Annotated in this window: 18 protein-coding genes; 12 read left to right on the top strand and 6 right to left on the bottom strand. The window is 72.4% G+C overall.

Annotated features, from left to right (window positions below):
* Positions 1-12: 12 nt before the first annotated feature.
* A complete protein-coding gene (locus ACFFGY_RS00975; protein ID WP_377042483.1) occupies positions 13-1,176 on the bottom strand; it encodes a mandelate racemase/muconate lactonizing enzyme family protein in 1,164 nt (387 codons plus the stop codon).
* A 187-nt stretch (positions 1,177-1,363) separates the two neighbouring features.
* Here ACFFGY_RS00975 and ACFFGY_RS00970 point away from each other — a divergent pair, with 187 nt between their 5' ends.
* The 5 genes from ACFFGY_RS00970 to ACFFGY_RS00950 all read left to right on the top strand — a co-directional run bounded on the left by ACFFGY_RS00970 (position 1,364) and on the right by ACFFGY_RS00950 (position 7,678).
* Positions 1,364-2,668, top strand: a complete 1,305-nt coding sequence (locus ACFFGY_RS00970; protein ID WP_377042482.1) for a LysR family transcriptional regulator — start codon at positions 1,364-1,366, stop codon at positions 2,666-2,668.
* 167 nt (positions 2,669-2,835) lie between these two features.
* Positions 2,836-3,279, top strand: coding sequence for a GNAT family N-acetyltransferase (locus ACFFGY_RS00965; protein WP_377042481.1), 444 nt, complete (start codon positions 2,836-2,838; stop codon positions 3,277-3,279).
* A gap of 374 nt (positions 3,280-3,653) precedes the next feature.
* Positions 3,654-4,682 (top strand): hypothetical protein, encoded by a 1,029-nt coding sequence (locus tag ACFFGY_RS00960; protein WP_377042480.1) that lies wholly within the window; start codon positions 3,654-3,656, stop codon positions 4,680-4,682.
* Between the two features lie 378 nt (positions 4,683-5,060).
* Entirely contained in the window at positions 5,061-6,326 is a 1,266-nt protein-coding gene (locus ACFFGY_RS00955) for a M16 family metallopeptidase (protein ID WP_377042479.1), read from the top strand.
* Positions 6,323-7,678 carry a TldD/PmbA family protein gene (locus tag ACFFGY_RS00950; protein ID WP_377042478.1) on the top strand — a complete coding sequence of 452 codons (1,356 nt, stop codon included), beginning with the start codon at positions 6,323-6,325 and terminating at the stop codon, positions 7,676-7,678. The genes ACFFGY_RS00955 and ACFFGY_RS00950 overlap by 4 nt, the downstream gene beginning before the upstream one ends.
* A gap of 412 nt (positions 7,679-8,090) precedes the next feature.
* On the opposite strand, the gene ACFFGY_RS00945 is transcribed toward ACFFGY_RS00950, so the two are convergent.
* The gene (locus ACFFGY_RS00945) at positions 8,091-9,092 is read right to left on the bottom strand and encodes a tripartite tricarboxylate transporter substrate binding protein (protein WP_377042477.1); all 1,002 of its coding nucleotides are present in this window, start codon (positions 9,090-9,092) and stop codon (positions 8,091-8,093) included.
* 426 nt (positions 9,093-9,518) lie between these two features.
* On the opposite strand from ACFFGY_RS00945, the gene ACFFGY_RS00940 reads away from it, so the two are divergent.
* A complete protein-coding gene (locus ACFFGY_RS00940) occupies positions 9,519-10,265 on the top strand; it encodes an SDR family oxidoreductase (protein ID WP_377042476.1) in 747 nt (248 codons plus the stop codon).
* A 314-nt stretch (positions 10,266-10,579) separates the two neighbouring features.
* On the opposite strand, the gene ACFFGY_RS00935 is transcribed toward ACFFGY_RS00940, so the two are convergent.
* The gene (locus ACFFGY_RS00935; protein WP_377042475.1) at positions 10,580-11,401 is read right to left on the bottom strand and encodes an alpha/beta fold hydrolase; all 822 of its coding nucleotides are present in this window, start codon (positions 11,399-11,401) and stop codon (positions 10,580-10,582) included.
* Positions 11,402-11,914: 513 nt separating this feature from the next.
* Between ACFFGY_RS00935 and ACFFGY_RS00930 the strand changes: the two genes are divergently transcribed.
* The 4 genes from ACFFGY_RS00930 (at position 11,915) to ACFFGY_RS00915 (ending at position 16,625) form a co-directional block, all read left to right on the top strand.
* Complete coding sequence (locus tag ACFFGY_RS00930) at positions 11,915-12,865, top strand: dihydrodipicolinate synthase family protein (protein ID WP_377042474.1); 951 nt, start codon at positions 11,915-11,917, stop codon at positions 12,863-12,865.
* Between the two features lie 117 nt (positions 12,866-12,982).
* The gene (locus tag ACFFGY_RS00925) at positions 12,983-14,527 is read left to right on the top strand and encodes a sugar ABC transporter ATP-binding protein (protein WP_377042473.1); all 1,545 of its coding nucleotides are present in this window, start codon (positions 12,983-12,985) and stop codon (positions 14,525-14,527) included.
* A 30-nt stretch (positions 14,528-14,557) separates the two neighbouring features.
* Complete coding sequence (locus ACFFGY_RS00920; RefSeq protein ID WP_377042472.1) at positions 14,558-15,586, top strand: ABC transporter permease subunit; 1,029 nt, start codon at positions 14,558-14,560, stop codon at positions 15,584-15,586.
* Between the two features lie 106 nt (positions 15,587-15,692).
* Positions 15,693-16,625, top strand: coding sequence for an ABC transporter substrate-binding protein (locus tag ACFFGY_RS00915; RefSeq protein WP_377042470.1), 933 nt, complete (start codon positions 15,693-15,695; stop codon positions 16,623-16,625).
* 322 nt (positions 16,626-16,947) lie between these two features.
* Here ACFFGY_RS00915 and ACFFGY_RS00910 read toward each other — a convergent pair whose 3' ends face one another.
* Positions 16,948-18,663, bottom strand: coding sequence for an IlvD/Edd family dehydratase (locus tag ACFFGY_RS00910; protein ID WP_377042469.1), 1,716 nt, complete (start codon positions 18,661-18,663; stop codon positions 16,948-16,950).
* A gap of 161 nt (positions 18,664-18,824) precedes the next feature.
* On the opposite strand from ACFFGY_RS00910, the gene ACFFGY_RS00905 reads away from it, so the two are divergent.
* A complete protein-coding gene (locus tag ACFFGY_RS00905) occupies positions 18,825-19,430 on the top strand; it encodes a GrpB family protein (RefSeq protein ID WP_377042468.1) in 606 nt (201 codons plus the stop codon).
* Between the two features lie 210 nt (positions 19,431-19,640).
* On the opposite strand, the gene ACFFGY_RS00900 is transcribed toward ACFFGY_RS00905, so the two are convergent.
* Positions 19,641-22,355 carry a TIGR02302 family protein gene (locus ACFFGY_RS00900; RefSeq protein WP_377042467.1) on the bottom strand — a complete coding sequence of 905 codons (2,715 nt, stop codon included), beginning with the start codon at positions 22,353-22,355 and terminating at the stop codon, positions 19,641-19,643.
* Between the two features lie 295 nt (positions 22,356-22,650).
* Positions 22,651-23,994 carry a diaminopimelate decarboxylase gene (gene lysA / locus ACFFGY_RS00895; protein ID WP_377042466.1) on the bottom strand — a complete coding sequence of 448 codons (1,344 nt, stop codon included), beginning with the start codon at positions 23,992-23,994 and terminating at the stop codon, positions 22,651-22,653.
* A gap of 376 nt (positions 23,995-24,370) precedes the next feature.
* Here lysA and ACFFGY_RS00890 point away from each other — a divergent pair, with 376 nt between their 5' ends.
* Positions 24,371-25,417: a lytic transglycosylase domain-containing protein gene (locus ACFFGY_RS00890; RefSeq protein WP_377042465.1), complete on the top strand. Its 1,047-nt coding sequence runs from the start codon at positions 24,371-24,373 to the stop codon at positions 25,415-25,417.
* Positions 25,418-25,500: the final 83 nt, after the last annotated feature.

The raw sequence follows: 25,500 nt of genomic DNA, 5'->3' as shown, positions 1-25,500 counted from the left end.
AACACCCCGCCCCTACTCCGCGAGGGCGCGCATCTCGCGGATCAGGTCGGACTTGCCTTCGAAGCCGATGCCCGGAAGGTCCGGCATGGTGATGTGCCCGTCCACCACCCGCACGCCGTCGGGAAAGCCGCCATAGGGCTGGAACAGGTCCGGGTAGCTCTCGTTGCCGCCCAGCCCCAGCCCCGCCGCGATGTTGAGCGACATCTGGTGCCCGCCATGGGGGATGCAGCGGCGGGGCGACCAGCCGAACTGCTTGAGCACGTCGAGCGTGCGCAGGTATTCCACCAGCCCGTAGCTCAGCGCGCAGTCGAACTGCAGCCAGTCGCGGTCGGGCCGCATGCCGCCGTGGCGCAGGAGGTTGCGCGCGTCCTGGTGCGAGAACAGGTTCTCGCCGGTGGCCATCGGGCCGGGGTAGAACTCGGACAGCGCGGCCTGCAGCGCGTAGTCCAGCGGATCGCCCGCTTCCTCGTACCAGAACAGCGGATACTCCCGCAGCATCTTGGCGTATGCGATCGCGGTCTCGAGGTCGAAGCGCCCGTTGGCATCCACCGCGAGCTGCGCCTGGCTCCCAATCTCGCTCAGCACCGCCTCGATGCGCCGCCGGTCCTCGGCGATCGGCGCGCCGCCGATCTTCATCTTCACGACGTTGTAGCCGCGGTCGAGGTAGCCGCGCATTTCCGCCCGCAGCGCCGTGTCGTCCTTGCCCGGGTAGTAATACCCGCCGGCCGCGTACACGAAGACGCGCGGGTTGGCCTCCACGCCCTCGCGCTCCGCCAGGAGGCGGAACAGCGGCACCCCGGCGATCTTCGCCACCGCGTCCCACACCGCCATGTCGATCGTGCCCACCGCGACGGAGCGCTCGCCATGGCCGCCCGGCTTCTCGTTGCGCATCGCCGCCGCCCAGACCTTGTGCGGGTCGAGGTTCTCGCCCGTGGCATCGAGCAGCGTCTCGGGCGCGGCCTCCAGGATGCGGTCGCGGAAGCGTTCGCGGATCAGCCCGCCCTGGCCGTAGCGGCCGTTGGAGTTGAAGCCGTAGCCCACCACCCGCCGCCCGTCGCGCACCACGTCGGTCACCACCGCCACCAGGCTCGTGGTCATCTTCGTGAAGTCGATATAGGCGTTGCGGATCGGCGAGCTGATCGGCTTGGTGATCTCGACAACGTCCACGATGCGCATGGCGCTCGGCTCCTCCTCTGGTCGTCCCGGCGGCCGGGGCGGATCCTTCCGCCCGCCCCCGTCGCGGGATGCGCGGGCCGCATGACCCGGCCTGCGCGCTCCGCACTGAACAGCGCCGGCTCTAGCCCTCGCCCTCTCGTGCGGCCAATGCCAAGATCGGTTCACCTTATGCGCGGGACGCATCGACGTGGAACTGGACTGGCTGGAGGATTTCCGCGCCCTGGCCGAGACGCGGAACTTTTCCCGCGCGGCGGAAGCGCGCCACGTGTCGCAGCCGGCCTTCAGCCGGCGCATCCGGGCGCTGGAGGACTGGGTCGGCACCGCGCTGTTCCACCGCCATCCCGCCGGGGCCGAGCTGACCGCGGCGGGCGCGCATTTCCGCCCCCTCGCCGCGACGATCCTGCAGGACCTCGCCCGCGCCCGGCGCGACACCCGCGCGGCGGGCGGCACCGGGGCGGAGGCGCTCTCGATCGCGGCCACCCACGCCCTGTCCTTCACCTTCTTTCCCGCCTGGATCCGCCAGCACCGCGCCCTCGGCGCGCCCGCCGCACCCGGGCCGGCCCGCCCCCAGGCCGGCGCGCCGGCATCGCGGCCACCGGCGCCCCTTGCCGCGGCAGGCCGCCACCGTCCCGGCGCGCCGGGAACGCGCCCCGCCGGAACGCCGCCCCTCCCCGCCGCCGTGAACGCGGGCGCCGGTGAGATGGGCCTGGGTGGGATGGATCTGGGTGGGATGGACCCTGGCGAAATGGGCACGGGCGCGATCAACCTCGTTTCCGACAGCCTGGAGGCCTGCGAGCGGCTGCTGCTGCGCGGCGAGGTGCAGTTCCTGCTCTGCCACCACCACCCGGCCATGCCGCTGCCGCTGGAGCCGGGGCGCTTCCCCAGCCTCGTCGTGGGCCGCGACACGCTGGTGCCGCTCTGCGCCCCCGACGCGCGCGGCCGGCCCGCCTGGCCGCTGCGGCCCCGACACCCCACGCCGGAACGAGCCGGGATGGAGCCGGCAGGATCGCCCCGGGACGGCGCACCGCGGGCCGAACCGCGCGGAACCGGGGTCGGGCGCGGCGCCAGGGAAGCGGAGAACGGCGCGGGGCCGACGCGGCTGCTGGGCTACAGCGAGGCGTCCGGCCTCGGCCGCATCCTGCGCGCGGCGGGCCACGGCACGGCACGAAACGCCGGGGAAGTCGTGTTCACCTCCCACCTCGCGGCCACGCTGATGACCATGGCGCGGCAAGGCCACGGCCTGGCCTGGCTGCCGCTCACCCTCGCGGAGGAGGAGATCGAGGCCGGGCGCCTCCTCCGCGCCGCCCCGGCCCGCCACGACATCGCGCTGGAGATCCGCCTGTTCCGCGACGGCGACCGCCGCGCCCCGGCGGCGGAACAGTTGTGGCAGGCGCTGCTGCGCGGCGGCGGGGCGGCGGCCGCGGCACCCGCCCCCGGCCAGGGGCGGCGGAACGGGGCCGGACGGGCGGGGCGGGGGGTCTCACGGCGCTGACCGGCGGGCGGACCGCGAATGTCACGACGCTGACCGGCGGGGGCAGGAAGCGGCCCGTTCCCGCCGCCCGCATCGCCGGGGCAGCGATGGAGCCGCCGGCGCGCCTCGGATAGAAGGGCGCCGCACGGACCGGACGCCCGGTCGGCGAGGTGGGGAGCAAGGGTTCGATGTCGGAGGTTCTGCGCAAGGCCAGCGTGATCCGGGTCCCCGCCGCCTCCACGCTCGGCAGGGCCGCGCTGGCGCTGAGGCACGCGGTGTTTGTCGTGGAACAGGGCGTCCCCGCGGACGAGGAGGTCGACGAGTACGACCCCGCCGCGACGCACTTCGTCGCCATCCACGAAGGCGAGGTGGTGGGAACGCTGCGGGTCGTCCTCCTGCCGGAACACGCCAAGATCGGCCGCGTGGCCGTGCGCCAGGACCGCCGTGGCTCGGGCATCGCGCGGCAGATGCTGACGGCCGCGATGGCCCATTGCCGCGCGCTCGGCGTCGAGCGCTTCTTTCTCGCGGCGCAGATCGACAAGCTCGGGCTCTACGAGAAGCTCGGCTTCACCGCCTTCGGCCCGCAGTTCATGGATGCGGGCATCCCGCACCTGGCCATGAAGACCTACTGAGCCAGCTTCGCGTCCCACCCGCCCCGGCGCCCGGACGGTCGCGGCGGCGCTGGCCGACGCCGCGACCCGGCCGCCCGACGCGGGCGCCGAGCCGTCACGGCTACGGTCCGACCGGGCGCAGAGCCCGCGTCCGGAGTGGGCGTCCGGTGGTGGAGGCGCCCGGTGGGGGAGGCGCCAGCCCGGCGGAGGCTGGCAGGTTGCTACCCCCCTGACGGTCCGGAAACCGGACGCCCTTGTCGGGAAGCCGGACGCCCCGCGCCGGGCCAGACAGAAGGATTTTCTATTGAAAACAACAACCTGAACTCTGGCACGCCGCCTGCAAAGCACGTCTTCCCCGGGTGTTTCGCCCGGGAGCAAGACGCGAGAGGACGCCGATGACCACCCCTGACAACACCCCCCGCGGGACGGCCGGGCCGGCCTCCCCATCCCGCCGCTTCCGCTTCACGCTGCTGGCCGGCGCGCTGCTGCTCAGTGCCGGCGGCGTGGCGCTGGCGCAGAACGCCTCGCTCTACGACCCGGCGCAGCTGCCCGCCACCAAGGGCCGCGTCGCGCAGTACAGCCTGACGCCGCGCGGCGACGTGGACGGGCTGATCCTGGAGGACGGCACCGAGGTCCACCTGCCGCCGCACCTGGGCACGCAGCTGGTCTTCGCGGTGAAGCCCGGCGACGCCGTGACGGTGCGCGGCCTGCGCGCCCGCTCCGTCCCGATGGTGCAGGCGATGCAGGTCACCAACGACGCCAGCAACGTCAGCGTCACCGACATGGGCCCGCCCGGTGGCCCGCCGCCGCGCGGTCCCGAAGCTGGTCCCATGGGCGGCCCTGGGGGTGGCCCTGGGGGTGGCCCGGAGGGCGGTCCTGGGGCCGGTCCCGACCACGGCCCCGGCTTCCGGGCGGGGCGCGGCCCGGACGGGCGCGGCCCCGGCCGCCCGCACGATGGTCCGCCGCCTGGTCCCATGGGCGGTCCCATGGGTGGTCCCGGCATGGGTGGCACGCCGATCGAGGCCACCGGCCGCGTGAAGCTGCAGCTGCACGGGCCGCGCGGCGACCTCAACGGCGCGGTGCTGGAGGACGGCACCATCATCCGCCTGCCGCCGCCCGAGGCGCAGCGCCTGGCCGCCCGGCTCGCGGTGGGCCAGACCCTGTTCGTGCGGGGCGAGGGCCTGTCGAACCCGTTGGGCAAGGTGATCGCCGCCCGTGCCCTGGGCACCAGCGCCGCCGATGCGGTGGAGCTCGCCCCGCCGCCGCGCGGCCCCCATGGGCCCGATCGTGGCCCGGACCGTGGTCCCGAGGGGGCGCAGAACCGTTCGCCGCGCCCCGACGCCCCGCCGCCGGCCGGCACGCCGAACACCAGCGCCCCGAACACTGGCGCCCCGAACACCGGCACGGCCACGCCGGCGCGCTGAGCCGCGACGGGAGGGGGGCCGGTCCACCCGGGCCGGCCCCTTCCACCGGAGGCGCCATCGAGGCCGCCGCTTCGCTTGCGGGCGGAGGGCGGCGGATGATATAGGAATATAATCAGCAGCAGAACCGCGCCCGCCGACCGGCGGCGCGGGGCCGGTCCGGAAGTAAGATGGTAAGATAGTAAGATGGTAAGGAAGTAAGGCGAACCCGCGCCGGCGCACCGCAACGCCCCCCGGAAAGGCACAGGCACCGGCATCCCGAAGCGGGTGGGTCGCACCGGCCGCCGATCGACCCTACATTGCGCGCCAGACCCTCACCTTCCGGGCCGGCGCGCCCTCGCGCCCCAGGCCCGATCGCTTCCGGAAAGACCCGCCCGCCCTATGACCGACGCCGTGCGCCTGACGCGCCTGCCCAATGGCCTCACCGTGGTGTCCGACACGATGCCCCAGGTCGAGACCGCTTCCTTCGGCGCCTACGTCCATGCCGGCACCCGCGACGAGAACGCGGACGAGAACGGCGTGTCGCACTTCCTCGAGCACATGGCCTTCAAGGGCACCGAGCGGCGCGACGCCGCCGCCATCGCGCGTGAGATCGAGGACGTGGGCGGCCACCTCAACGCCTACACGGCGCGCGAGAACACCGCCTACTACGCCAAGGTGCTGAAGGACGACCTGCCGCTGGCCGTCGACATCATCGGCGACATCCTGACCCATTCCGCCTTCGCGCCCGAGGAGGTGGAGCGCGAGCGCGGCGTGATCCTGCAGGAGATCGGCCAGGCCAACGACACGCCCGACGACATCGTCTTCGACCACTTCCAGGCCACCGCCTACCGCGATCAGGCGATGGGCCGCCCGACGCTGGGCCCCTCCTCGATCATCGAGACGATGCCCAGGGACACGCTGCGCAACTACATGCGCCGCCACTACGGCCCGTCGCGCATGGTGGTGGCCGCGGCCGGCGCCCTGGATCACGACAAGCTGGTGGAGATGGTGGGCCAACACTTCGCCGACCTGCCCACCCCGGACGAGCACGCGGCCGAGCCCGCCCGCTACACCGGCGGCGAGTTCCGCGAGGACCGCGAACTCGATCAGGTCCACGTCGTGCTGGGCTTCCCCGGCCCCGGCTACGCCGACCCGATGCACTACCCGACCATGCTGCTGAGCGGGCTGCTGGGCGGCGGCATGTCGTCGCGCCTGTTCCAGGAAATCCGCGAGAAGCGCGGCCTCGTCTACTCGATCTACTCCTTTCACTCGCCCTTCCGGGACAGCGGCATGTTCGCGATCTACGCCGGCACCGGCGAGGACCAGGCGGCCGAGCTGGTGCCCGTGACGCTGGAGGAGCTGCGCCGCGTCCAGCGCGACGTGACCGAGGACGAGCTGAACCGTGCCAAGGCGCAGCTTCGCGCCTCGCTGCTGATGAGCCTGGAATCCACCGGCAGCCGCTGCGAGCAGCTGGCCCGCCAGCTCCAGGTCCACGGCCGCATCGTGCCGGTCGAGGAAACCAAGGCGAAGATCGCCGCCGTCACCGTGGAACAGGTCCAGGCCGCCGCGGCGGCTGCCTTCCGCGGCAAGCCGACGCTGACCGCGCTGGGTCCCACTGCCAAGGTCCCGAACCTCGCCAACATCAGCGAGATGCTGGCGGCGTGAGCACGACCACCGACCGGCTGCGCGACCTGGTGGCCGCCGCCCGGGCGGCCGGCGCCGACGCGGCCGATGCCGTGCTGGTGCGCGACGTGGGCCTGTCCGTCACGCGCCGCCTCGGCACGGTGGAGCGGATCGAGCGCGCCGAGAGCACCGAGCTCGGCCTGCGCGTCCTCGTCGCCACGCGCGGCGGCCGGCGGCAGGCGATCGTGTCCACCGGCGACACCGACCCGCTGGGCTTCCCGCCGCTGGCCGAGCGCGCCGTGGCCATGGCCCGCGCCGTGCCCGAGGACAGCTTCGCCGCGCTGCCCGAGGCGGTGCGCTTCGAGCCGCCCGCTTTCGACGGCACCGGCCTCGACCTCGTCAGCGGCGCCCAGCCCGACGTCCACGACCTGACGGAGCGCGCCGCCCAGGCCGAGGACGCCGCCCTGGCGGTGGCCGGCATCACCAACAGCAAGGGCGCCGAGGCCGGCTGGAACCGGCGCACCGTGGCGCTGGTGGCGAGCAACGGCTTTTGCGGCGAGTACACGCGCTCCGCCCACCACCTGTCGCTGACCGCGCTGGCCGGGCACGGCACGGCGATGGAGCGGGACTACGAGTACCTGTCCGCCGTCCACCTGACCGACCTGGATGACCCGGCAACCGTGGGGCGCGAGGTCGCGGCCCGCGCCATCCGCCGCCTGAACCCCGGGCGCCTCCCCACCGGACGGATGCCGGTGGTCTACCACCCGCGCGTCGCGGCCACGCTGGTCGGCCACCTGGCCGCGGCGGTCAGCGGCGCAGCCGTGGCGCGCGGCACCTCCTTCCTGCGCGAACGCATGGGCGAGCGCGTCCTGGCCGCGGGCCTGACGGTGCGCGACGACCCGACCCGCCCGCGCGCGCTCCGCTCCCGCCCCTTCGACGGCGAAGGGCAGCCGGGCGCGCCGCTCACGCTGGTGGAGGACGGCGTGCTGCGCTCCTGGATCCTGGACAGCCGCGCGGCGCGGCAGCTGGCGCTGCGCCCGACGGGCCACGCGGCGCGCTCCGCCGGCGGGGTGCCCTCGCCCGCGCCGAGCAACCTGTGGCTGGAGCCAGGCACCCTTTCGCCCGAGGCGATCATCGCCGACATCCGCGAAGGCTTCTACGTCACCGAGTTGATCGGCCAGGGCGCCAACATCCTGACCGGTGACTACAGCCGCGGCGCCGCCGGCTTCGCGATCCGCGATGGGCAGATCGCCGAGGCGGTGAGCGGCCTTACCGTGGCGGGCAACCTCGGCGACATGTTCCTCCACCTCGCGGCCGCCGACGACTTGCGCATCCATCGTGGCACCGACAGCCCGACGCTCCGTGTCGAGGGCATGACTGTGGCGGGCGGCTGAACCGGGAGGGCGTACCGCTGCCTCGTCCCTGCCTGGGCCGAAGCCGCCGGCGCCAATGGTCCTTTGCTGCAATCTTCGGGGTTGCGTTTGCGGACGCGTCCCGGGGGAGAGAAGGAATTCTCTCCCCCAGACCCCCGCTCATCTTTTTCTGAGACGCTGCCGCAGGAACGGTGAAAACCGGTCGCGGAACGGCAGCAGCCGGCGCTGCTGAAAAGAACAGATTTCCTGTCAGCGCGGGCGGACCTGTCACTCGCTCCGGCTCCGTGAGTCGGAGCGCACAACCTTCATCACGCTTGCGCGGCAGCGTCCCGGAAAAAGATGAGGGTGGAGGGGTCCGGGGAGGCGGGAGAATGCCTTCTCCCGCCTCCCTGGCGGCGACCACCGTCGGCCGGCGCGAACAAACTGAGCGGCCCTACTGCCGCTCGATCCCGGCCTGCTTGGCGACGGCGGACCACTTGCTGATCTCGCTCCGCACGAAGGCCGTGGCCTCGGTGGGCGGGTTGCACACGGCGGTGGCGCCCAGGGCATCGAGGCGGGCGTGCATCGCGTCGTCGGCGAACACCGCCCGGGTGTCGGCCGCGATCTTGTCCACCACCGGGGCCGGCATGCCCTTGGGTCCCAGGATCGCGCCCCAGGTGGAGGCCTCGAAGCCGTCGAAGCCGCTCTCGATCATGGTGGGAACACTGGGCAAGGTCGGCAGCCGCGCCGGGCTGGTCACGGCGAGCGCCTTGAGCTTGCCCGACTGCACGTGGCCCAGCACGGCGGGGAGCGTGTCGAACATCACCGAGACCCGGCCGGCCATCAGGTCCGGATGCGCGGCGGTGCTGCCGCGATAGGGCACGTGCTCGATGTCCTGCTTCGTGCGCGCGGCGAACATCGCGCCCGCCAGGTGCACCGTGCCGCCGGTGCCGGCGAAGTTGGCGCGCGCGGGCTCACGCTTCATCAGCGCGGCCGCCTCGGCGGGGGTGTTCGCCGGGAAGTCGGGCGCGGCCACCATCACCAGCGGCACGGAATAGATCACCGTCACCACGGTGAAGTCGTCCAGCGCGTCGTAGGGCGTGTTGTAGAGCGCGACGTTCACCGCGTGCACCACCGACACGCAGGCGAGATTGAGCCCGTCGGGCGGCGACTTCGCCACCACCTCGGTGCCCACGATCCCGTTGCCGCCGGCGCGGTTCTCCACCACCACCGGCTGCTTCCACAGCGGTGTGAGGCGTTCGCCCATCAGGCGCGCGGCGATGTCGGCGGCGCCGCCCGGCGTATAGGGCACGATGATGCGCACGGCCCGGTCCGGCCAGGTGGCGGCCTGGCCTGCGCCAGTCTGGGCGGCGGCGAGGCGCGGCGCGGCCAGCAGCGCCAGCGGCGAGAACAGCGTCAGGCGACGCGATAGTGGTTCGGATGGGCGGTGAGGCATGGGCGTTTCTCCGGTCGGGTGAAGGCCGTTGCTCGGCTCTTGCGTTCTACAGAACACCCGCCGGCGCCGATCCGCCAGGGGGGGGTTCCGCCCGGAGCTTTCGCCAAAGGTTTACGCCCGGGACTTCTGCCCAGGACAGGCGCTCAGAGTTTCCGCCGGAGGTTGACGCCCAGGCCTTTCGTCCAAGGCGGGCACCTGGGAAACATCCGGGACCGTCGCCACGGAGTTTCCGCCCGAGGGAGGTTTCCCGTTCGGAGGTTTCCAGGACCTCCGGCGGCGGGGTGCCGATGGCACCGTTCCGCTCGGGGCCGGCTCCCCCTGCCCGACGCACCGCACCGCCCCTGGCTGCCGTCAGGCCCCGTGACAAAGCCCGGCGGCAGCGCGAAGCTTCCGTCCAGGGGAAACGCGGTCGGGGGAGCAGCTGGCATGGCAGGCCGACTTTCAAACAAGACGGCGCTGGTGACCGCCGCGGCGCAGGGGATCGGCCGCGCCACGGCCGAGGCCTTCCGGCGCGAAGGCGCGCGGGTGATCGCCACCGACCGGGACGAGGCCGCGCTGGCCGGGTTGGAAGGCTGCGAGACGCACCGCCTCGACGTCACCGACGCCGCTGCCATCGCGGCGCTGTCGGCCGCCCTGGGGCCGCTGGACGTGCTGTTCAACGGCGTCGGCGTGGTACACGCCGGCACGGTGCTGGACTGCACCGAGGCGGACTGGAACACCGCCTTCGCGGTCAACGTGACGGCGATGTTCCACACCATCCGCGCCGTGCTGCCGGGCATGCTGGAGAGGGGCGGCGGCTCGATCATCAACATGGCCTCCGCCGCCTCCAGCGTGAAAGGCGTGCCCAACCGCTTCGCCTACGGCGCCAGCAAGGCCGCCGTGGTGGGGCTGACCAAGTCCGTGGCGGCGGATTTCGTGGCGCGCGGCATCCGCTGCAACGCGATCTGCCCGGGCACGGTGGAGTCCCCCTCGCTGCGGGACCGCATCCGCGCCCAGGCCGCGGCCAGCGGGCAGGACGAGGCCGCGGTGCGCGCCGGCTTCGTGGCGCGGCAGCCGGTGGGCCGCGTCGGCCGGCCGGAAGAAGTGGCGGCGCTGGCGGTCTACCTGGCCTCGGACGAGTCCGCCTTCACCACCGGCACCGCGCAGGTGATCGACGGCGGGTGGTCGAACTGAGGGTTGGGCGCGTCCCGGGGGAGAGAAGGAATTCTCTCCCCCGGACCCCCACTCATCTTTTTCCGGGACGCTGCCGCAGGAGCGGTGCAGGCCGGTCGCGATACGGTGGCCGCCGGCGCTATCCAGAAGAGCCAGGCTTCCTGTCAGCGCTTACTGACGCGCCCCTCGCTCCGGCTCGGTGAGCCGGAGCGCACACCGGCAGCCACGTTCCTGCGGCAGCGTCTCAAAGAAAGATGAGGGTGGAGGGGTCCGGGAAAGGGGAGAATTCTTTCTCCCCCTCCCTGGCCACGGCAATCAGCCAGCCAACCCCAGCCTCAATCCTCCACCAGGCACCGCGCGACGATCCGGGCCAGCAGGGCGGGGTTGAACAGGTGCGCCGCGTGGCCCTGGCCCGGGATGGGGTAGAGCGTGGCGCCGCGCAGGCGCTCCACCAGCGCCGCTGTGCAGCGCATGCTCGGGTCCTGCTCGCTCCGCTCTCCCAGCAGCAGCCAGGGGCGCGCCCGCAGCGCCGCCAGTTCCGCCGCGGTGGGGGCGATCGTGTCCAGCGCCGCGGCCTCCTGCACGAAGCCGGGCGTCAGCGCCACCATGCCCGGCCACAGCGGGGTTTGCCGCAGCAGCGCGAGCTTTTCCGGCGGCGTGCGCACGATGTGCTCCAGCGCGAAGGCGGTGGCGGCGTCGTGGTCGCCCGCCGCCACGAGGGCGCGGAGTGCCGGCAGGTGCGCGCCACCCAACGGCTGCGGCAGCGCGCTCATGGCCTCGTAGAGCACCAGGCGCCCGCGAAAGCCGTCGCGCAACGCGTACATCAGCGCGCAGCCCCCGCCGAAACTGTGCCCGAGCACCGCCGCCCCGTCCCCCGCCAGGGCCACCACCGCCGCGAGGTCGTCCATCTCGGCCGCGAGGGAGTACGGCCCCCGCCCCGCCTCGCTGCGCCCGCGTCCGCGCCGGTCGTACAGGAGGACGCTGTGCGATCCCCGCAGCGCCCGGGCGAAGCGCACCCAGTCCGCCGCCGCGTTGAAGGCGCCGTGGCACACCACGAGCGGCGTTCCGGCCCCGAAGCGGCTGTAGCCGATGGTGGTTCCGTCGCGCGACACCACCGTGCCGTCGATCCGCTCCGGCGCTGCAGCATCCTCCATCATCGCATATCCCTGCCCCACTGGCCGGCCCTGCTGACCCGCCCTGCTGGCCTGCGCCTCCGGCCAGCCCTGCCGGAGCCCGGTGCCCCCCGGGTTCCGTTCCGTGCTGGCGCCATGGCACGGGGCGCGGCGACGGCCAAGCCGGGGATGGGTGGCGCGGAGCGGATGGGCGGGATGGAGTGTGGCGATCCTCCGGCAGGGTTTGACGGGCGGCGCCACGGATCGCAGGCTCCCTTTCCAAGAGCGCCCGGCCTCGCGAACGGGCGCCTCAGTGAGGGGAGGAGCGTGGCATGGTCCGGGCCAGCAGCACCGGGAACAGGCGCCGGCTGACCGTGCGGCGCATCCCGCGCGACCGCTGCCTGATCACCCCCGCGCCCCACTGGCGGGCGCGGCCACGGCGCCCGGGCCCTGGGCGCAATCGTCGCGCCTGACCATCAGGCGACGCTTCCGCCGCGGCGGGCCACACTGGTGACTGACGCACGAAGCAGCACCGACACAACAGGAGGAAACACCGATATGCCGCTCGATCCTGCCCCCCTCAACGATGCCAAGGGCGTTTTCCCGATCGCACCCACGCCGTTCCACCCCGATGGCCGCGTGGATTATGATTCCATCGACCGCATGACCGACTTCTACGGCGAGTGCGGCGGCAACGGCATGACGGTGCTGGGCGTGCTGGGCGAGGCACCCAAGCTCGACGGTGCGGAAGCGCTGGAAATCGCGCGCCGCTTCATCCGGCGCGCGGGGTCGCTGCCGGTGATCGTGGGGGTGTCGGCGCCGGGCTTCGCCGCGATGCGCTCGCTGGCCCAGGCCTCGATGGAGGCGGGCGCCGCGGCGGTGATGATCGCGCCGCCCAACACGCTGCGCACCGACGACCAGATCGCCGGATACTACCGCCAGGCGGCGGAGGCGATCGGCGAGGACATTCCCTTCGTGATCCAGGACTACCCGCTGAACTTCACCGTGGTGATGAGCCCGGGCGTGGTGCGGCGCATCATCACCGAGAACCCGAGCTGCGTGATGCTCAAGCACGAGGACTGGCCGGGACTGGAAAAGATCTCCGCGCTGCGCCGCTGGGAAGCCGAGGGTTCGCTGCGCCACGTCTCGATCCTGTGCGGCAATGGCGGTCTGTTCCTCGACTTCGAGACGGAGCGCGGCGCCGACGGCGCCATGACCGGCTACGCCTTTCCCGACATGCTGGTGGACGTGGTGCGCCATGCCCTGGCGGGCGAGCGCGACGCGGCGCACGACCTGTTCGACGTACACTTGCCGCTGTTGCGCTACGAGCAGCAGCCGGGCGTGGGACTGGCGGTACGGAAATACGTGATGATGCGCCGCGGCATCATCGCCAGCGACACGCAGCGCAAGCCGGCCGCCGCGATGAGCGCCACGGCGCGCTCGGAGGTCGAATACCTGCTGGCGCGGCTGGCAAAGCGCGACCCGCGGGCGGGCAAGCTGGTGGGCTGACGCCGCCCTTCCCGAGCCGGCGGCCCGGCGCGTTGACGGGTCGTTCTGTTTGATTGCCGCGGCCACCGCCGCCGTGATGTTATCCTGCCAGAAAGACGAAAAAACTGGGAGGGCATCATGGCGGACGGCATGTCGATGCGTGGCGACACGCGTCCCAGGCTTGAGATGCGCAACGTTTCCAAGACCTTTCCCGGCGTGAAGGCGCTGAACGGCGTCCGCCTTCAGGCCTGGGGCGGCGAGGTCCTGGCGCTGATGGGCGAGAACGGCGCCGGCAAGTCGACGCTGATGAAGATCCTTTCGGGTGCCTACCGGGCCGATCCGGGCGCCGAGATCCTGATCGACGGCGAGGCGGTGGAGATCACCGATCCCATCGTCGCCAAGCGGCACGGCATCGCCATCATCTATCAGGAGCTGGCGCTCGCCCCGAACCTGACGGTGGCGGAAAATATCTATCTCGGCACCGAGCCGTCGCGCCGCGGCATGATCGACCGTCGCGCCATGGTCGCCGGCAGCCGCCCGGTGCTGGAACGCCTGGGCGCGCCCTTCACGCCGGACACCAAGGTCGGCACGCTCTCGATCGCGGAGCAGCAGCTGGTGGAGATCGCGCGCGCCCTGCACGGGCGTTCGCGCATCCTGGTGCTCGATGAGCCGACCACGGCGCTGTCGTCGCGCGAAACCGAGCGGCTCTTCGCGCTGGTGCGGCAGCTGCGCGCCGACGGCATCGCGATCCTCTACATCAGCCACCGCATGGCCGAGATCTACGAGCTGGCCGACCGCGTCACGGTGCTGCGCGACGGCGGCTACGTCGGCACGCTGGAACGCGAGGAGCTTTCCGCCGAAACGCTGGTGAAGATGATGGTGGGGCGCGACCTGTCCTCCTTCTACACCAAGACGCACGACCCGCACGGCAGCCGCGGCCCCGCGGTGCTGGAGGTGCGGGGCATCACCGATGGCGGCCGGCGCGTGCACCCCTGCTCCTTCACGCTGCACGCGGGCGAGGTGCTGGGCATCGCGGGGCTGGTGGGCTCGGGCCGGACGGAGCTGGCGCGGCTGATCTACGGTGCCGACCCGAAGCGCGGCGGCGAGGTGCTGGTCGACGGCAGGCCCGTCGCGATCGAGGGGCCCGAGGACGCGCTGCTCGCGGGCATCGCCTACCTGACCGAGGATCGCAAGGGGCTGGGCCTGTTCCTCGATCTCAGCTGCGGCACCAACATCAACCTCGGCGTGATCTGCCGCGACGCGCGGCCGCGCGGCATCCTCGACCTCACCGCCGCGCGCAGGCGGGCGGTGGCGGCCTTCGAGGCGCTGCGCGTGCGCGCGGCCAGCCCGCAGGTGATGGTGGGCAGCCTGTCGGGCGGCAACCAGCAGAAGGTGCTGCTGTCGCGCTGGCTGGAGATCGGGCCGCGCGTGCTGATCCTGGATGAGCCGACGCGCGGCGTCGACATCGGCGCGAAGTCCGAGATCTACCGCCTCATCGACGACCTCGCGAAGCGCGGGATCGGCGTGGTGGTGATCTCCTCCGAGCTGCCGGAGATCATCGGCACCTGCGACCGCGTGCTGGTGATGCGCGAAGGGCGGCTGGTGGGCGAGGTCGGCGGCCCGGGCGGCGATGCCATCACCCAGGAGAACATCATGCGCTACGGCGCGGGCGTCGCAGCCTGACGGTCGGCGACGGCGGGGAGGAACAGAACCATGAGCGAGGCGAAGATCCCGCAGGCCACCGCACCCACCGGGGGTGCCGGGCTCTCGGAACGGCAGGTGCGTGTTCGCAGCATGATCCAGGCGCTGGGCATGCTGCCGGTGCTGATCCTGCTGGCGCTGGGCTTTCACCAGCTGGCGGAACAGGGCTTCCTGACCGCGCAGAACATTCCCATCGTGCTGCAACAGGCCGCCATCAACACGGTGCTGGGCGCGGGCATGACCTTCGTGATCCTGACCGGCGGTATCGACCTGTCGGTGGGCTCGATCCTGGCAGCCTCGGCCATGGCGGCGCTGATCGCCTCGCTGATCCCGGACTGGGGCTGGCTCGGCGTGCCGGCGGCGCTGCTCACGGGCCTGGGTTTCGGTCTGATCAACGGTGCGCTGGTCGCCTTCGCGAAGCTGCCGCCCTTTATCGTCACGCTGGGCTCGCTCACTGCGGTGCGCGGGCTGGCGCGCCTGATGGGTGAGGACACCACGGTGTTCAACCCGGACCTGCCTTTCGCCTTTATCGGCAACGCCACGATCCCGCTCGGCGTCGGCTTCGGCATCCCGGTGCTGGCGGTCATCGCGCTGCTGGTGATCCTCCTGTCCTGGTACGTGCTGCGGCGCACAGTGCTGGGCGTGTGGATCTACGCGGTGGGCGGCAACCCCGCGGCGGCGCGGCTGTCGGGCATCAAGGTCTGGATGATCCTGTTGTTCGTTTACGCCACCTCCGGCCTGCTCGCGGGATTGGGTGGCGTGATGTCGGCGGCGCGGCTGTTTGCGGCCAACGGCTTGCAGCTGGGACAGTCCTACGAGCTCGACGCGATCGCGGCGGTGATCCTGGGCGGCACCAGCTTCGTGGGCGGCATCGGCACGATCTGGGGCACGCTGATCGGCGCGCTGATCATCGCGGTGCTGAGCAACGGCCTCACCCTCGTGGGGGTGTCGGACATCTGGCAGTTCATCATCAAGGGGCTGGTGATCATCGGCGCCGTGGCGCTCGACCGCGTCCGCCTGCAGGGCAGCGCGCGCACCTGAACCTTGGCTGCAACGCGCCTCCGGGTCACCCGCGGCCCGGAGGCGCCTTTGCCGGCCCGAACAGCCCCGGGCCGGCGTCGGAATGCTGGGCCTTCTGGAGGAAACAATGCTCAAAACCATCCTGCTGGCGGGCGCGGTGCTCGCGTCAGGCTTCGCCGGCCTTCACGATGCTTCAGCGCGGGAGCTTCGCTCGATCGGCGTGACCGTCGGCTCGCTCGGCAACCCGTTCTTCGTGGCGATCGGCAAGGGCGCCACCGACGCGGCCCGGGCGATCAACCCGCAGGCGCGCCTCACCATTGCCTCGGCGGATTATGACCTGAACAAGCAGTTCACGCAGATCGACAACTTCATCGCCTCGGGCGTCGACCTGATCCTGGTGAACGCGGTGGACCCACGCGCCATCACGCCCGCGATCAAGCGCGCGCAGGCCGCCGGCATCACCGTGGTCGGCGTGGACGTGGCGGCCAACGGCGCCGATGCCACGGTGCAGACCAACAACGTCCAGGCCGGCGAGATCTCCTGCCGCTACATGGCCGAGCAGATCGGCGGCAAGGGCAACGTGGTGATCCAGAACGGGCCGCAGGTTTCGGCCGTGATCGACCGCGTCAACGGCTGCAAGCAGGTGCTGTCGCAGTTCCCGGACATCAAGCTCCTGTCCTCGGACCAGGACGGCAAGGGTTCGCGCGACGGCGGGCTGAACGTGATGCAGGGCTTCCTCACGCGCTTCCCGTCGCTGCAGGGCGTCTTCACGATCAACGATCCGCAGGCGATCGGCTCCGACCTCGCGGCACGGCAGCTCAACCGCAGCAACATCGTGATCACCTCGGTGGACGGGGCGCCCGACATCGTGGCGGCGCTGAAGGGCAATACCCAGATCCGCGCCTCCGCCAGCCAGGACCCCTACGCCATGGGCAAGCAGGCGCTGGAGGTCGGCAATGGCATCTTGAACGGCAACAAGCCGGAAAACCCGATGGTGCTGCTGCCCTCGACACTGGTGACGCGGGACAACGTGAACCAGTACCCGGGTTGGTCGCGCTGAGGCGGCGCTCGCGTTCGAGCCTGAGGGTGCGCCGTGGCCAGGGAGGGGGAGAAAGTGTTCTCCCCCTCCCCGGACCCCTCCGCCCTCATCTTTTTTCAGGACGCTGCCGCGGGAGCGTGTTGGGCGCCGTGCGCTCCGGCTCATCGAGCCGGAGCGAGGGACGGTTCAGCCAGGACTGACAGCAAATTCTGATTTTTTGAGTAGCGCCGGCGACCATCGTACCGCGACAGGCTTTCAACGTTCCCGCGGCAGCGTCTCAAAGAAAGATGAGTGGGGGTCCGGGGGAGAGAATTCCTTCTCTCCCCCGGGACAGAGCGCCCCTTCAATCCTCCGGCTCGGCAGCAAGGAAATCGAAGTCGCAGCCCCGGTCAGCCTGGGTCACCGTGTCGTGGAACAGCCGGGCGTAGCCGCGCTTCGGCCGCGGTGCGGCGCCGCCGGTCTGCGCGGCGCGGGTGCGCAGTTCCTCGTCCGGCACCAGCAGCGTGATCTCGCGCGCCGCGACGTCGAGGCGGATCTGGTCGCCGGTCTGCACCAGCGCCAGGGGGCCGCCCGCAGCCGCTTCGGGCGTGATGTGCAGCACGATGGTGCCGAAGGCGGTGCCGCTCATCCGCGCGTCGGAGATGCGGACCATGTCCTTCACCCCTGCCGCCGCGAGCTTCTTCGGGATCGGCAGGTAGCCGGCCTCGGGCATGCCGGGCGCGCCCTTCGGCCCGGCGTTGCGCAGCACCAGCACGTCGTCCGCCGCGACCTCCAGCGCGGGGTCGTCGAGGCGCGCCGTCATGTCCTCGACGTTCTCGAAGACCACGGCGCGGCCGGTGTGCTGCAGCAGCGCCGGCGTGGCGGCGGCGTGCTTGATGACGGCGCCGCCGGGCGCGAGGTTGCCGCGCAGCACCGCCATGCCGCCGGTCTCCTTCAGCGGTGCGCTGCGGGGGCGGATCACGGTCTGGCCCGGCACGTCCTCGGCCATGTCGGCGTAGTCGCGCAGCGTGCCGCCGGTCACGGTCGGCGCGTCGAGGTCGAGGAAGGGCGACAACTCCCGCAGCAGGCGCGGCATGGCGCCGGCGTGGTGGAAGTGTTCCATGTAGTGGTCGCCCGAGGGCTTGAGGTCGATCAGCACGGGGACCTCGCGCCCGATGCGGTCGAACTCCTCCAGGTCGATGCGGTGGCCGACGCGACCGGCGATGGCGGCCAGGTGGATCAGCCCGTTGGTGGAACCGCCGATCGCCTGCAGCACCACCATGGCGTTGCGGAAGCTGGCGGGCGTCAGCAGCGCCGCCGGCGCGGGGCCGCCGCGCGCCACCATCTCCACCGCCGCGCGGCCCGAGGCCTCGCCACAGCGCAGCCGTTCGGCATGCGGGGCGGGGATCGCGGCGGCGTAGGGGATCGACAGGCCCAACGCCTCGATCATGCAGGCCATGGTGGAGGCTGTGCCCATCACCATGCAGGTGCCGACGGAGGGCGCGAGGCGGCCGGAGATGACCTCGATCTCGGCCGCGTCGATGCGGCCGGCGCGATGTTGCCCCCACAGCCGGCGGCAGTCGGTGCAGGCGCCCAGGACCTCGCCCCGGTGATGGCCCACCACCATCGGCCCCACCGGCACCACGATCGCCGGGATGCCGGCCGAGGCCGCGCCCATGATCTGCGCCGGCAGCGTCTTGTCGCAGCCGCCCACCAGGACGACGGCATCCATCGGCTGGGCGCGCACCATCTCCTCGGTGTCCATCGCCATCAGGTTGCGCAGGAACATCGAGGTCGGGTGCGCGAAGCTCTCGTGCACCGAGATGGTCGGAAAGTTCATCGGCAGCCCGCCCGCCAGCATCACGCCGCGCCGGATCGCCTCGATCAGCTGGGGCGCGTTGCCGTGACACGGGTTGAAGTCGCTGGCGGTGTCGGTGATGCCGATGATCGGCCGGTCCAACGCGTCGTCGGAATAGCCCGCGGCCTTGATGAAGGCCTTGCGCAGGAACAGCGAGAAGCCGTCATCGCCGTAGCTGGTGAGGCCCTTGCGCAGGCCCTTCCTGCCGGAATCGTCTGTCATGGCGCGTCCCCCTTCCTTGTTTGCGGCTGAGCCTCGGGCAAAGCGGGGTGGGATGCCAGGGGGATCTGGAGTTGGCGCGCCTGTCCGGGCCGCGCTGCGGGGAGAGGAGGAATTCTCTACCCCGTGCCCCCACTCATCTCTTTTCGGGACGCTGCCGCGGGATGGTGGAGGCCGGTCGCGGTACGGTGGGCGCGGGTGCTGCAAAAACCAAGATTTATGGCCATGCCCGGTGTGGTATATTGGCTTTCATGCTCGGGCTAAAACACAACATCAATTGTCTTGTGGACTACGACCCCGCATGGCCGACGGAGTTTGCCAGAGAGCGCAAACGGATCGCCGATGCGCTTGGCGGACTTGCGAAAGGCATTGAGCATTACGGTTCCACATCTGTGGCAGGAATGCGCGCAAAACCCATTATAGACATCCTTATCGGTGTTGCCCCGTTCGAGGATTGGGAGAAATGCAAAGCTCCACTAGAAAAACTCGGATATGACTATGCCGCGCACGCCGGCGTTCCGGGGCATCATATCTTTGGTCGTGGCAGAGACGCTACGGAGCGCACTCACCTCGCCCATGTCGTCGAATTCTCAGGCGAGGAATGGCGCTCTAACCTTGCACTCCGGAACGCCCTTCGCATCGATGAGCGGCTACGGGCCGCGTATGTGGCAGAGAAAGAGCGAGCGGCGGTGGCGGCACCAGAAGGCCGCGCCAGATACAACGCGCTCAAGCACGACTTCCTCGTTAAAGTGAAGGCAAGCCTGCTTTAGCCGCTGCATCGCAGGTGTTGCGAGATTTAAGACTTCCAGTCAGCACGAGCCAATGCGCCCCTCGCTCCGGCTCAAGGGGCCGGAGCGCACGACCCCGGCCACGCTCCCGCGGCAGCGTCCGGAAAAAAGATGATGGGGTGGGGTCCGGGGAGGGGAAGAATTCTTTCTTCCCCCTCCCCGGGGCAGGACATCCACCCAGCGAAGGCCTGCTCAGAACCGACGCAGCAGCCGGTCGTAGTAGTCCAGTTCCTCCTGCGGCCGCTCACGCTCGCCGACCCGGCGACGGAGCTCGTCCTGCAGGCGGCGGGTGCGCAGCACCTCGGCCTCGTCCGGCACGCGGGTGTCGCCGCCGTCCTGCGCGGTGCCAGTGCCGGGGCGCACCGGGCGGCCGAGCGGGTCGCGCCCCTGGCCCTGCGCCGTGGCCTGGTCGCCGCCCCGGTTGTCGCCCTCGCCGTTCTCGCCGCCGGGCTGGCCCTGGGCGAGGCCCTGGCCTTCCCCTTCGCCCTCACCTTCGCCATCGCCCGGCTGCGGCGGGCCGAAGCGCTGGCGCATGGCCTGCGCCATCTGCTGCCCGCCCTGCGCCAGCGCCTGCACCGCGCGCGCCTGCGCATCCTGGGCATCGCGGCCCTGGGCCAGGGCTTCGGCGCCCTCGCGCATCGCCTGGTCGGCGCGGCTCAGCGCCTCGGGCACCTCGCCGGTGAGTTCGCCGAACTGCTGCGCCAGCTCGCCCAGGGCGCGGCGCAGGGCGCGCTGGGTGCGGGCGTCGCGCTGCACGTCCGACCCGGGCGGCTGCTGCGGCGCGCCTGCCTGCGGGGCGCCGTTCTCCGCGCCGCGCTGCCGCTCGCCCTCGCTGCCGGGCCGCTGGCGGAACCCGTCGCGCGGGATGCCGCCGAAGGGCAGGCGGTCGAGCTGCCGCTGCAGGGCGTTGCGCTCTTCCGCGCCGTCGGCCCGCTGGTGCGACTGGTCGAGCAGCTGCGACTGCCGCTGCACCATGTCCTGCACCGCGCTGCGCTGCGACTGCCCCTGCTGGCGCTGCTGCCGGCGCTGCTCGTTGCCGGCGGTGGTGACGCGGCCTTCTTCCAGCGCCTTGAGCATGTCCTCCATCTCGGCCAGCTCGCGCTTGGCGTCCTCCTCGCGGCCTTCGCGGGCGGCGTCGCGCATCCGGTCGGTGCCCTCGTCCAGCCGGCGCTCGTCGGGCGTGCGGTCGGCCTGCTGCGGCGACTGTTCCCCGTTCTGCTGTTGCAGCTTCTCGGCCAGGGCCTGGAGGTGCCGCTGGATCGCTTCGCGCAGCGCCTCCACCCGGCGCTCGAGCTCGGCGCGGCGCTCGGCCTCGCTGCGGTTGGGGTCGCGGTCGTTCAGCGCGCGCTCCAGCGCCTGACGCGCCTCGGCCAGCGCCCGCGCGGTGCGGTCGGTGCGCCCTTCCTCCAGCACCAGCGCCAGCTGCCAGAGCAGCGACTGCACCTCCGCGATCGCCTCGGCGCGGTTGTCGTGGCGCAGTTGCCCGCGCGCGGCCGAGAGCGACAGGAAGATCGCGGTGTCGTTGTTGAAGCTGTCGGGGTTGCTCATCACCCCGTCGAGGCCGCCGATCACCGGGTCGCGGTTCTCGGGCATCATCGCCAGCATCTTGCGGAACTGCACCAGCAGCTGCGCCACGGGATGGTTGAAGTGGCGTTCGGGCAGGATGAGCGACACCGTGGCGGAACGGCCCTCCTGCTCCGCGCCGTCGCGCGCCACGAGTTGCACCTGCACCGGCAGCCCCGCCCAGGGATGCGCCGTCAGGTCCGGCTGCGCCACCGCCTTGACGGCGCGGCCGTTGCCGCCCGGCAGGGGCAGCGGCACCACCAGCGCCTCGGCGGCGGGGCGGGCGTCGAGGCGGAACTCCGCGCGGGCCGAGGCGATGCCCCAGTCATCCGTGGCCTGCCAGGGCAGCCGCAGCGCCAGGCCGCCGGCAGGACCCCGGTTGCCGGCGGGCCCCGGCGGCTCGGTAAAGGCGATCGTGGGCGCGGCGTCGTTCTGCACCGTGATCGACCAGGCCGCGACCTCCTGCCCGTCGCGCCGGACGCTGAGGCGGCCGCCCTGTGTCAGCGTGGCCTCGGCGGTGAAGCTGCCGCCGTCGATCGCGGCGAAACCTTGCGCGGCGCTGTCGAGCAGCAGTTCCGGCGTGCCGCCCTCGCCGCCCGACAGGGCGACGCGCAGGGCCGAGCCGGCCGGCACGGTGATGTTGTTCGCGGGTGCTCCCGCCTGGCCGCTGCCGGCACTCGTGCCCGCCGCGGCACCGCCGGCCATGGCAAGGAAGATCGGCGCGGCGCCGGTATAGCCCGGCGGCGTGACCCAGGCCTCGACCCGCTGGGCCGGCACGACGCGCGGCGTTCCGAGCGGCGGCGTGACGGCGCGACGCAGCCGCTCCCCGCCTTCCCCACCCGCCACCACGGCGGCGGCGGCCAGCGCGACCGTCAGCCCCAGGCGCAGCGCCCGCCGGTCACGCGCCGGCAGCCCGGGCGAGGGTGCGCGCACGCGCAGGCGGCCCAGCCGCTCGGCCTCGCGCCGCTGATGCACCTGCCACAGCGCCAGAGCCGCCGGGTCCTCGGTGGCCGGCGCATCGGCGAGCGCCAGCAGCGGCCGGTGCCGCAGCCCGGAATCCCGCTCGATGCGGCGGTCCGCCGCCGGTGCGCCCGGCAGGGCGAAGCCCCGCGCGGCGCGCCAGGCCGCGAAGCCCAGCGCCGCCGCGAAGCCAATCAGCAGCAGCCAGTGCAGCGTGGCCGGCAGCAGGAGGAACAGCCCGCCCAGCGCCAGGAGCAGAAAGACCCCGATCACCGCCAGCACGGGCCAGAGGCGGGGCCAGAGCGTTTCCCAGACCAGGGCGGCGCGCGCCACGCGGCGTTGCCGCGCGAGCCTGCGGGACCATTGCTCCGGAGCCTTCGCCATGCCGCCTCCCGCGCTTTTCCAGGTTCCTGCCCGTCAGGTCCCTCGCCGCACCGTCCACACCGCCCGCCAGCCCACCGGCCGTCGCATCGGCCACCCCACTGGCCACCCCACCGGGTCGTTCACCCAGGGCGGCGTCCCCCGGTTTTTCACGTCCCGGTCTTTCACGCCCGGTCTTTCACGCCCAGTCCTTCACCCCTGGCCGCGCCCCGTCCAATTTCGGGCGCCGCGCCCGGCTAGGATGGAGGTGGGATCAGCCCCTCCCGCAACCCGCCCGGGCCGCGCCCCGCACGGAGGTTCAGCCGGCGACCCAATCCGGCACCGACTGCCGCGCCAGCAGGTCCTCGAAGGGCTGCCGCTCGCGCACCACGGCCCAGCGATTGCCGTCCACCAGAACCTCGGCGGCCAGCGGCCGGGCGTTGTAGGTGGAGGACATCGCCGCACCGTAGGCCCCGGCGTCGAGCATCGCCACCACATCTCCGGGCCGCAGCTCAGGCAAATCACGTCCGCGCGTGAAGGTGTCGCCGGTTTCGCAGACCGGGCCTACCACGTCGGCCGGGCGGCGGGCGGAATGAAACAATTCGGCACCGACCGGCAGGATGCCGTGCCAGGCATCGTACATCGCCGGGCGTAGCAGGTCGTTCATGCCGGCATCCAGCACCACGAAGCGCCGCGTGGCGCCGTGCTTCACCAGCACCACCCGCGAGATCAGCACGCCGGCCGGCCCCGCGATCCAGCGCCCGGGCTCGATCATCACCGGCAGGTCGAGATGCTTCAGCGCGCCGGCGATGGCGCCGGCCAGGGCTTCGGGCTTCGGCGCCACCTCGTCGCGATAGGGGATGCCGAGGCCACCGCCGCAATCCACCCGTTCCACCGGCAGGCCGCGGCCGCGCAAGGCGGTGACGAGTTCCGCCACCCGGGCATAGGCGGCGCGGAAGGCCGACACGCCCTCGGTGATCTGCGAGCCGATATGCACCGCGATGCCGATCGGCCGGATGCCGGGCAGCGAGGCCATGCGGGCGTACAGGGCGGCCGCGTCCGCGATCGCCACGCCGAACTTGTTCTCGGCCTTGCCGGTGGTGATCTTGGCGTGGGTGCGGGCATCGACGTCGGGGTTCACGCGGATCGCCACCGGGGCGCGCAGGCCCATCTCCGCCGCGACCGCGGACAGCATCTCCACCTCCTCGGCGCTCTCGGCGTTGATCTGGAAGATGTTCGCGGCCAGCGCCTCGCGCACCTCCGCCGCCGTCTTGCCGACGCCGGAGAACACCGTCCGGTCCGCGCCGATGCCGCCCGCCACGGTCAGGCGCAGCTCGCCGCCGCTCACCACGTCGGCGCCGGCGCCCTCACCCGCCAGCACGCGCAGCACGGCGAGGTTGCTGTTGCTCTTGGCGGCGAAGTGCACCGTGGCGCGCAGGCCGGCATCGCCCAGCGCGTCGCGCAGCGCCCGGTAGCGGCGGCGCAGGGTGTTGGCGGAATACGCCCAGCTGGGCGTGCCGACTTCGGCCGCGATGCGGGCGAGCGGCACGTCCTCGAGGCACAGCCCGTCCTGGGCATGGGCCGTCAGCTGCGGGCGCTGCGCCAGGAGGTCGCGGAACTCCGGGTCGGGCGTGTCGGGAGCGAGGGGAAGCGGGGAAGCCATGGTGCCCCAGTGTGGGGCCGCGCGGCGCTTGGGAGAAGGGGCGATGCCGCGGGCGGGCGGCGCGCGCGGCGCGGGGACGGGCGTGGCGCCGCGCCGCTGCGGGCCGGGGCCGGCACGCCGCGGCGACGGGACGGGCGCGGGGCCGTGACGGGGCGAGGCTGGGCGGGCGCTGCGGGGGAGCGTTCCGGCGGTGTTGCGCCGCGTTGCGATCCCCCGCGACCGGGCGGCCAGGGCTGTGCCGGCGGATCGACGAGGGATCTTCCGGCGATCGCCCAGGGATTGCTCAGGAACCGCCCCAGGGATCACGGGACAACGACGTAGCGGTGCGGCCGGGCGGCGCGCTACAGATCGGCCGGGGGCTGAGGGGGTTGCGAGGATGAGAACGCGATGGAGCGCGGGGGCGCTGCTGCTGATCCTGGCCGGCTGCGGCGGACCGGGCGCTTATTATCCCGGCATGGTCCACTGGGACGGGCGGCGCGGCTACGACGGCAACGGCGACTACGGCTACAACACCGCCGCCAGCGCCTATACGCGGGCGGAGGCCGGGAGCTACCGCGCCCAGGCCAGCGGCAACTACCCGGCGCCGGGCCCGGCCGACGATCCCTGGGGCCCTTACATCGAGGAAGCCGCCAGCCGCTTCCGCTTCCCCGCGCGCTGGATCCGCGCCGTGATGCGTCAGGAATCCGGCGGGCGCCTTTACAATGGGGATGGGTCACTGATCACCTCGCCGGTGGGGGCGATGGGGCTGATGCAGGTGATGCCCACGACCTACGACCTGGTGAGCCGCCGCTACGGGCTGGGTGCCGATCCCTTTGAGCCGCGCGACAACATCCTGGCCGGCACCGCCTACCTGCGTGAGATGTACGACCGCTTCGGCTCACCGTATTTCCTGGCCGCCTATAATGCCGGGCCGGACCGGGTGGCGCTGTTCCTGGCCGGCAGCACCATCCTGCCCGACGAGACCGAGAACTACGTCGCCTCGATCTCGCCCAGCCTGGGTGACGAGGCGCCGGGGGTTGGCGGCACGGTGCTGGCCGGTGCCGGCACCTACGCACCGCGCCCGGCGCCGCGTTCCGGTAGTGCCGATGCGGCCTATGCCGGCGGCGGGATGGTCTCCGGCGCTGACCCGTCCGACCGGGCCTTCGAGGGGGGCGGCCTCGTGACCGCCGAGGCTCCCACCGGCCTGTTCGGCGCCGGCAGTGGCGGGGCGCCGGCGGGCGTCACCGGGGCGATGCGGTTTCCCGACGCGGAGCCCACCGCCGGTGGCCTGACGGAGAGCGCCTACCTGCCTGCCTCCCCTGCCCGCTACGATGGTGCCGGCACCGCCGGTGCGCCGCGAGGCTACGGCGCGAGCTACACGGGCGCGGGCCTGGGGCTGCCGGCCCCGGTGCCGGTCGGCAGCCCGCCCTCCGGGGGCCGCTGAGGCCGGGCACCTTTCGTACGCTGCGAAACTTTCGCGGGCGGCCAGGCCAAGATCCCGTGATCGCTGGCCCCGCTGCCCTGGCA

Origin of the sequence: Roseomonas elaeocarpi (assembly GCF_042433915.1) — a bacterium.
GTDB lineage: Bacteria > Pseudomonadota > Alphaproteobacteria > Acetobacterales > Acetobacteraceae > Roseomonas > Roseomonas elaeocarpi.
Note: the sequence above shows the minus strand (reverse complement) of the source record. Positions and strands in the feature narration are given on the sequence as shown.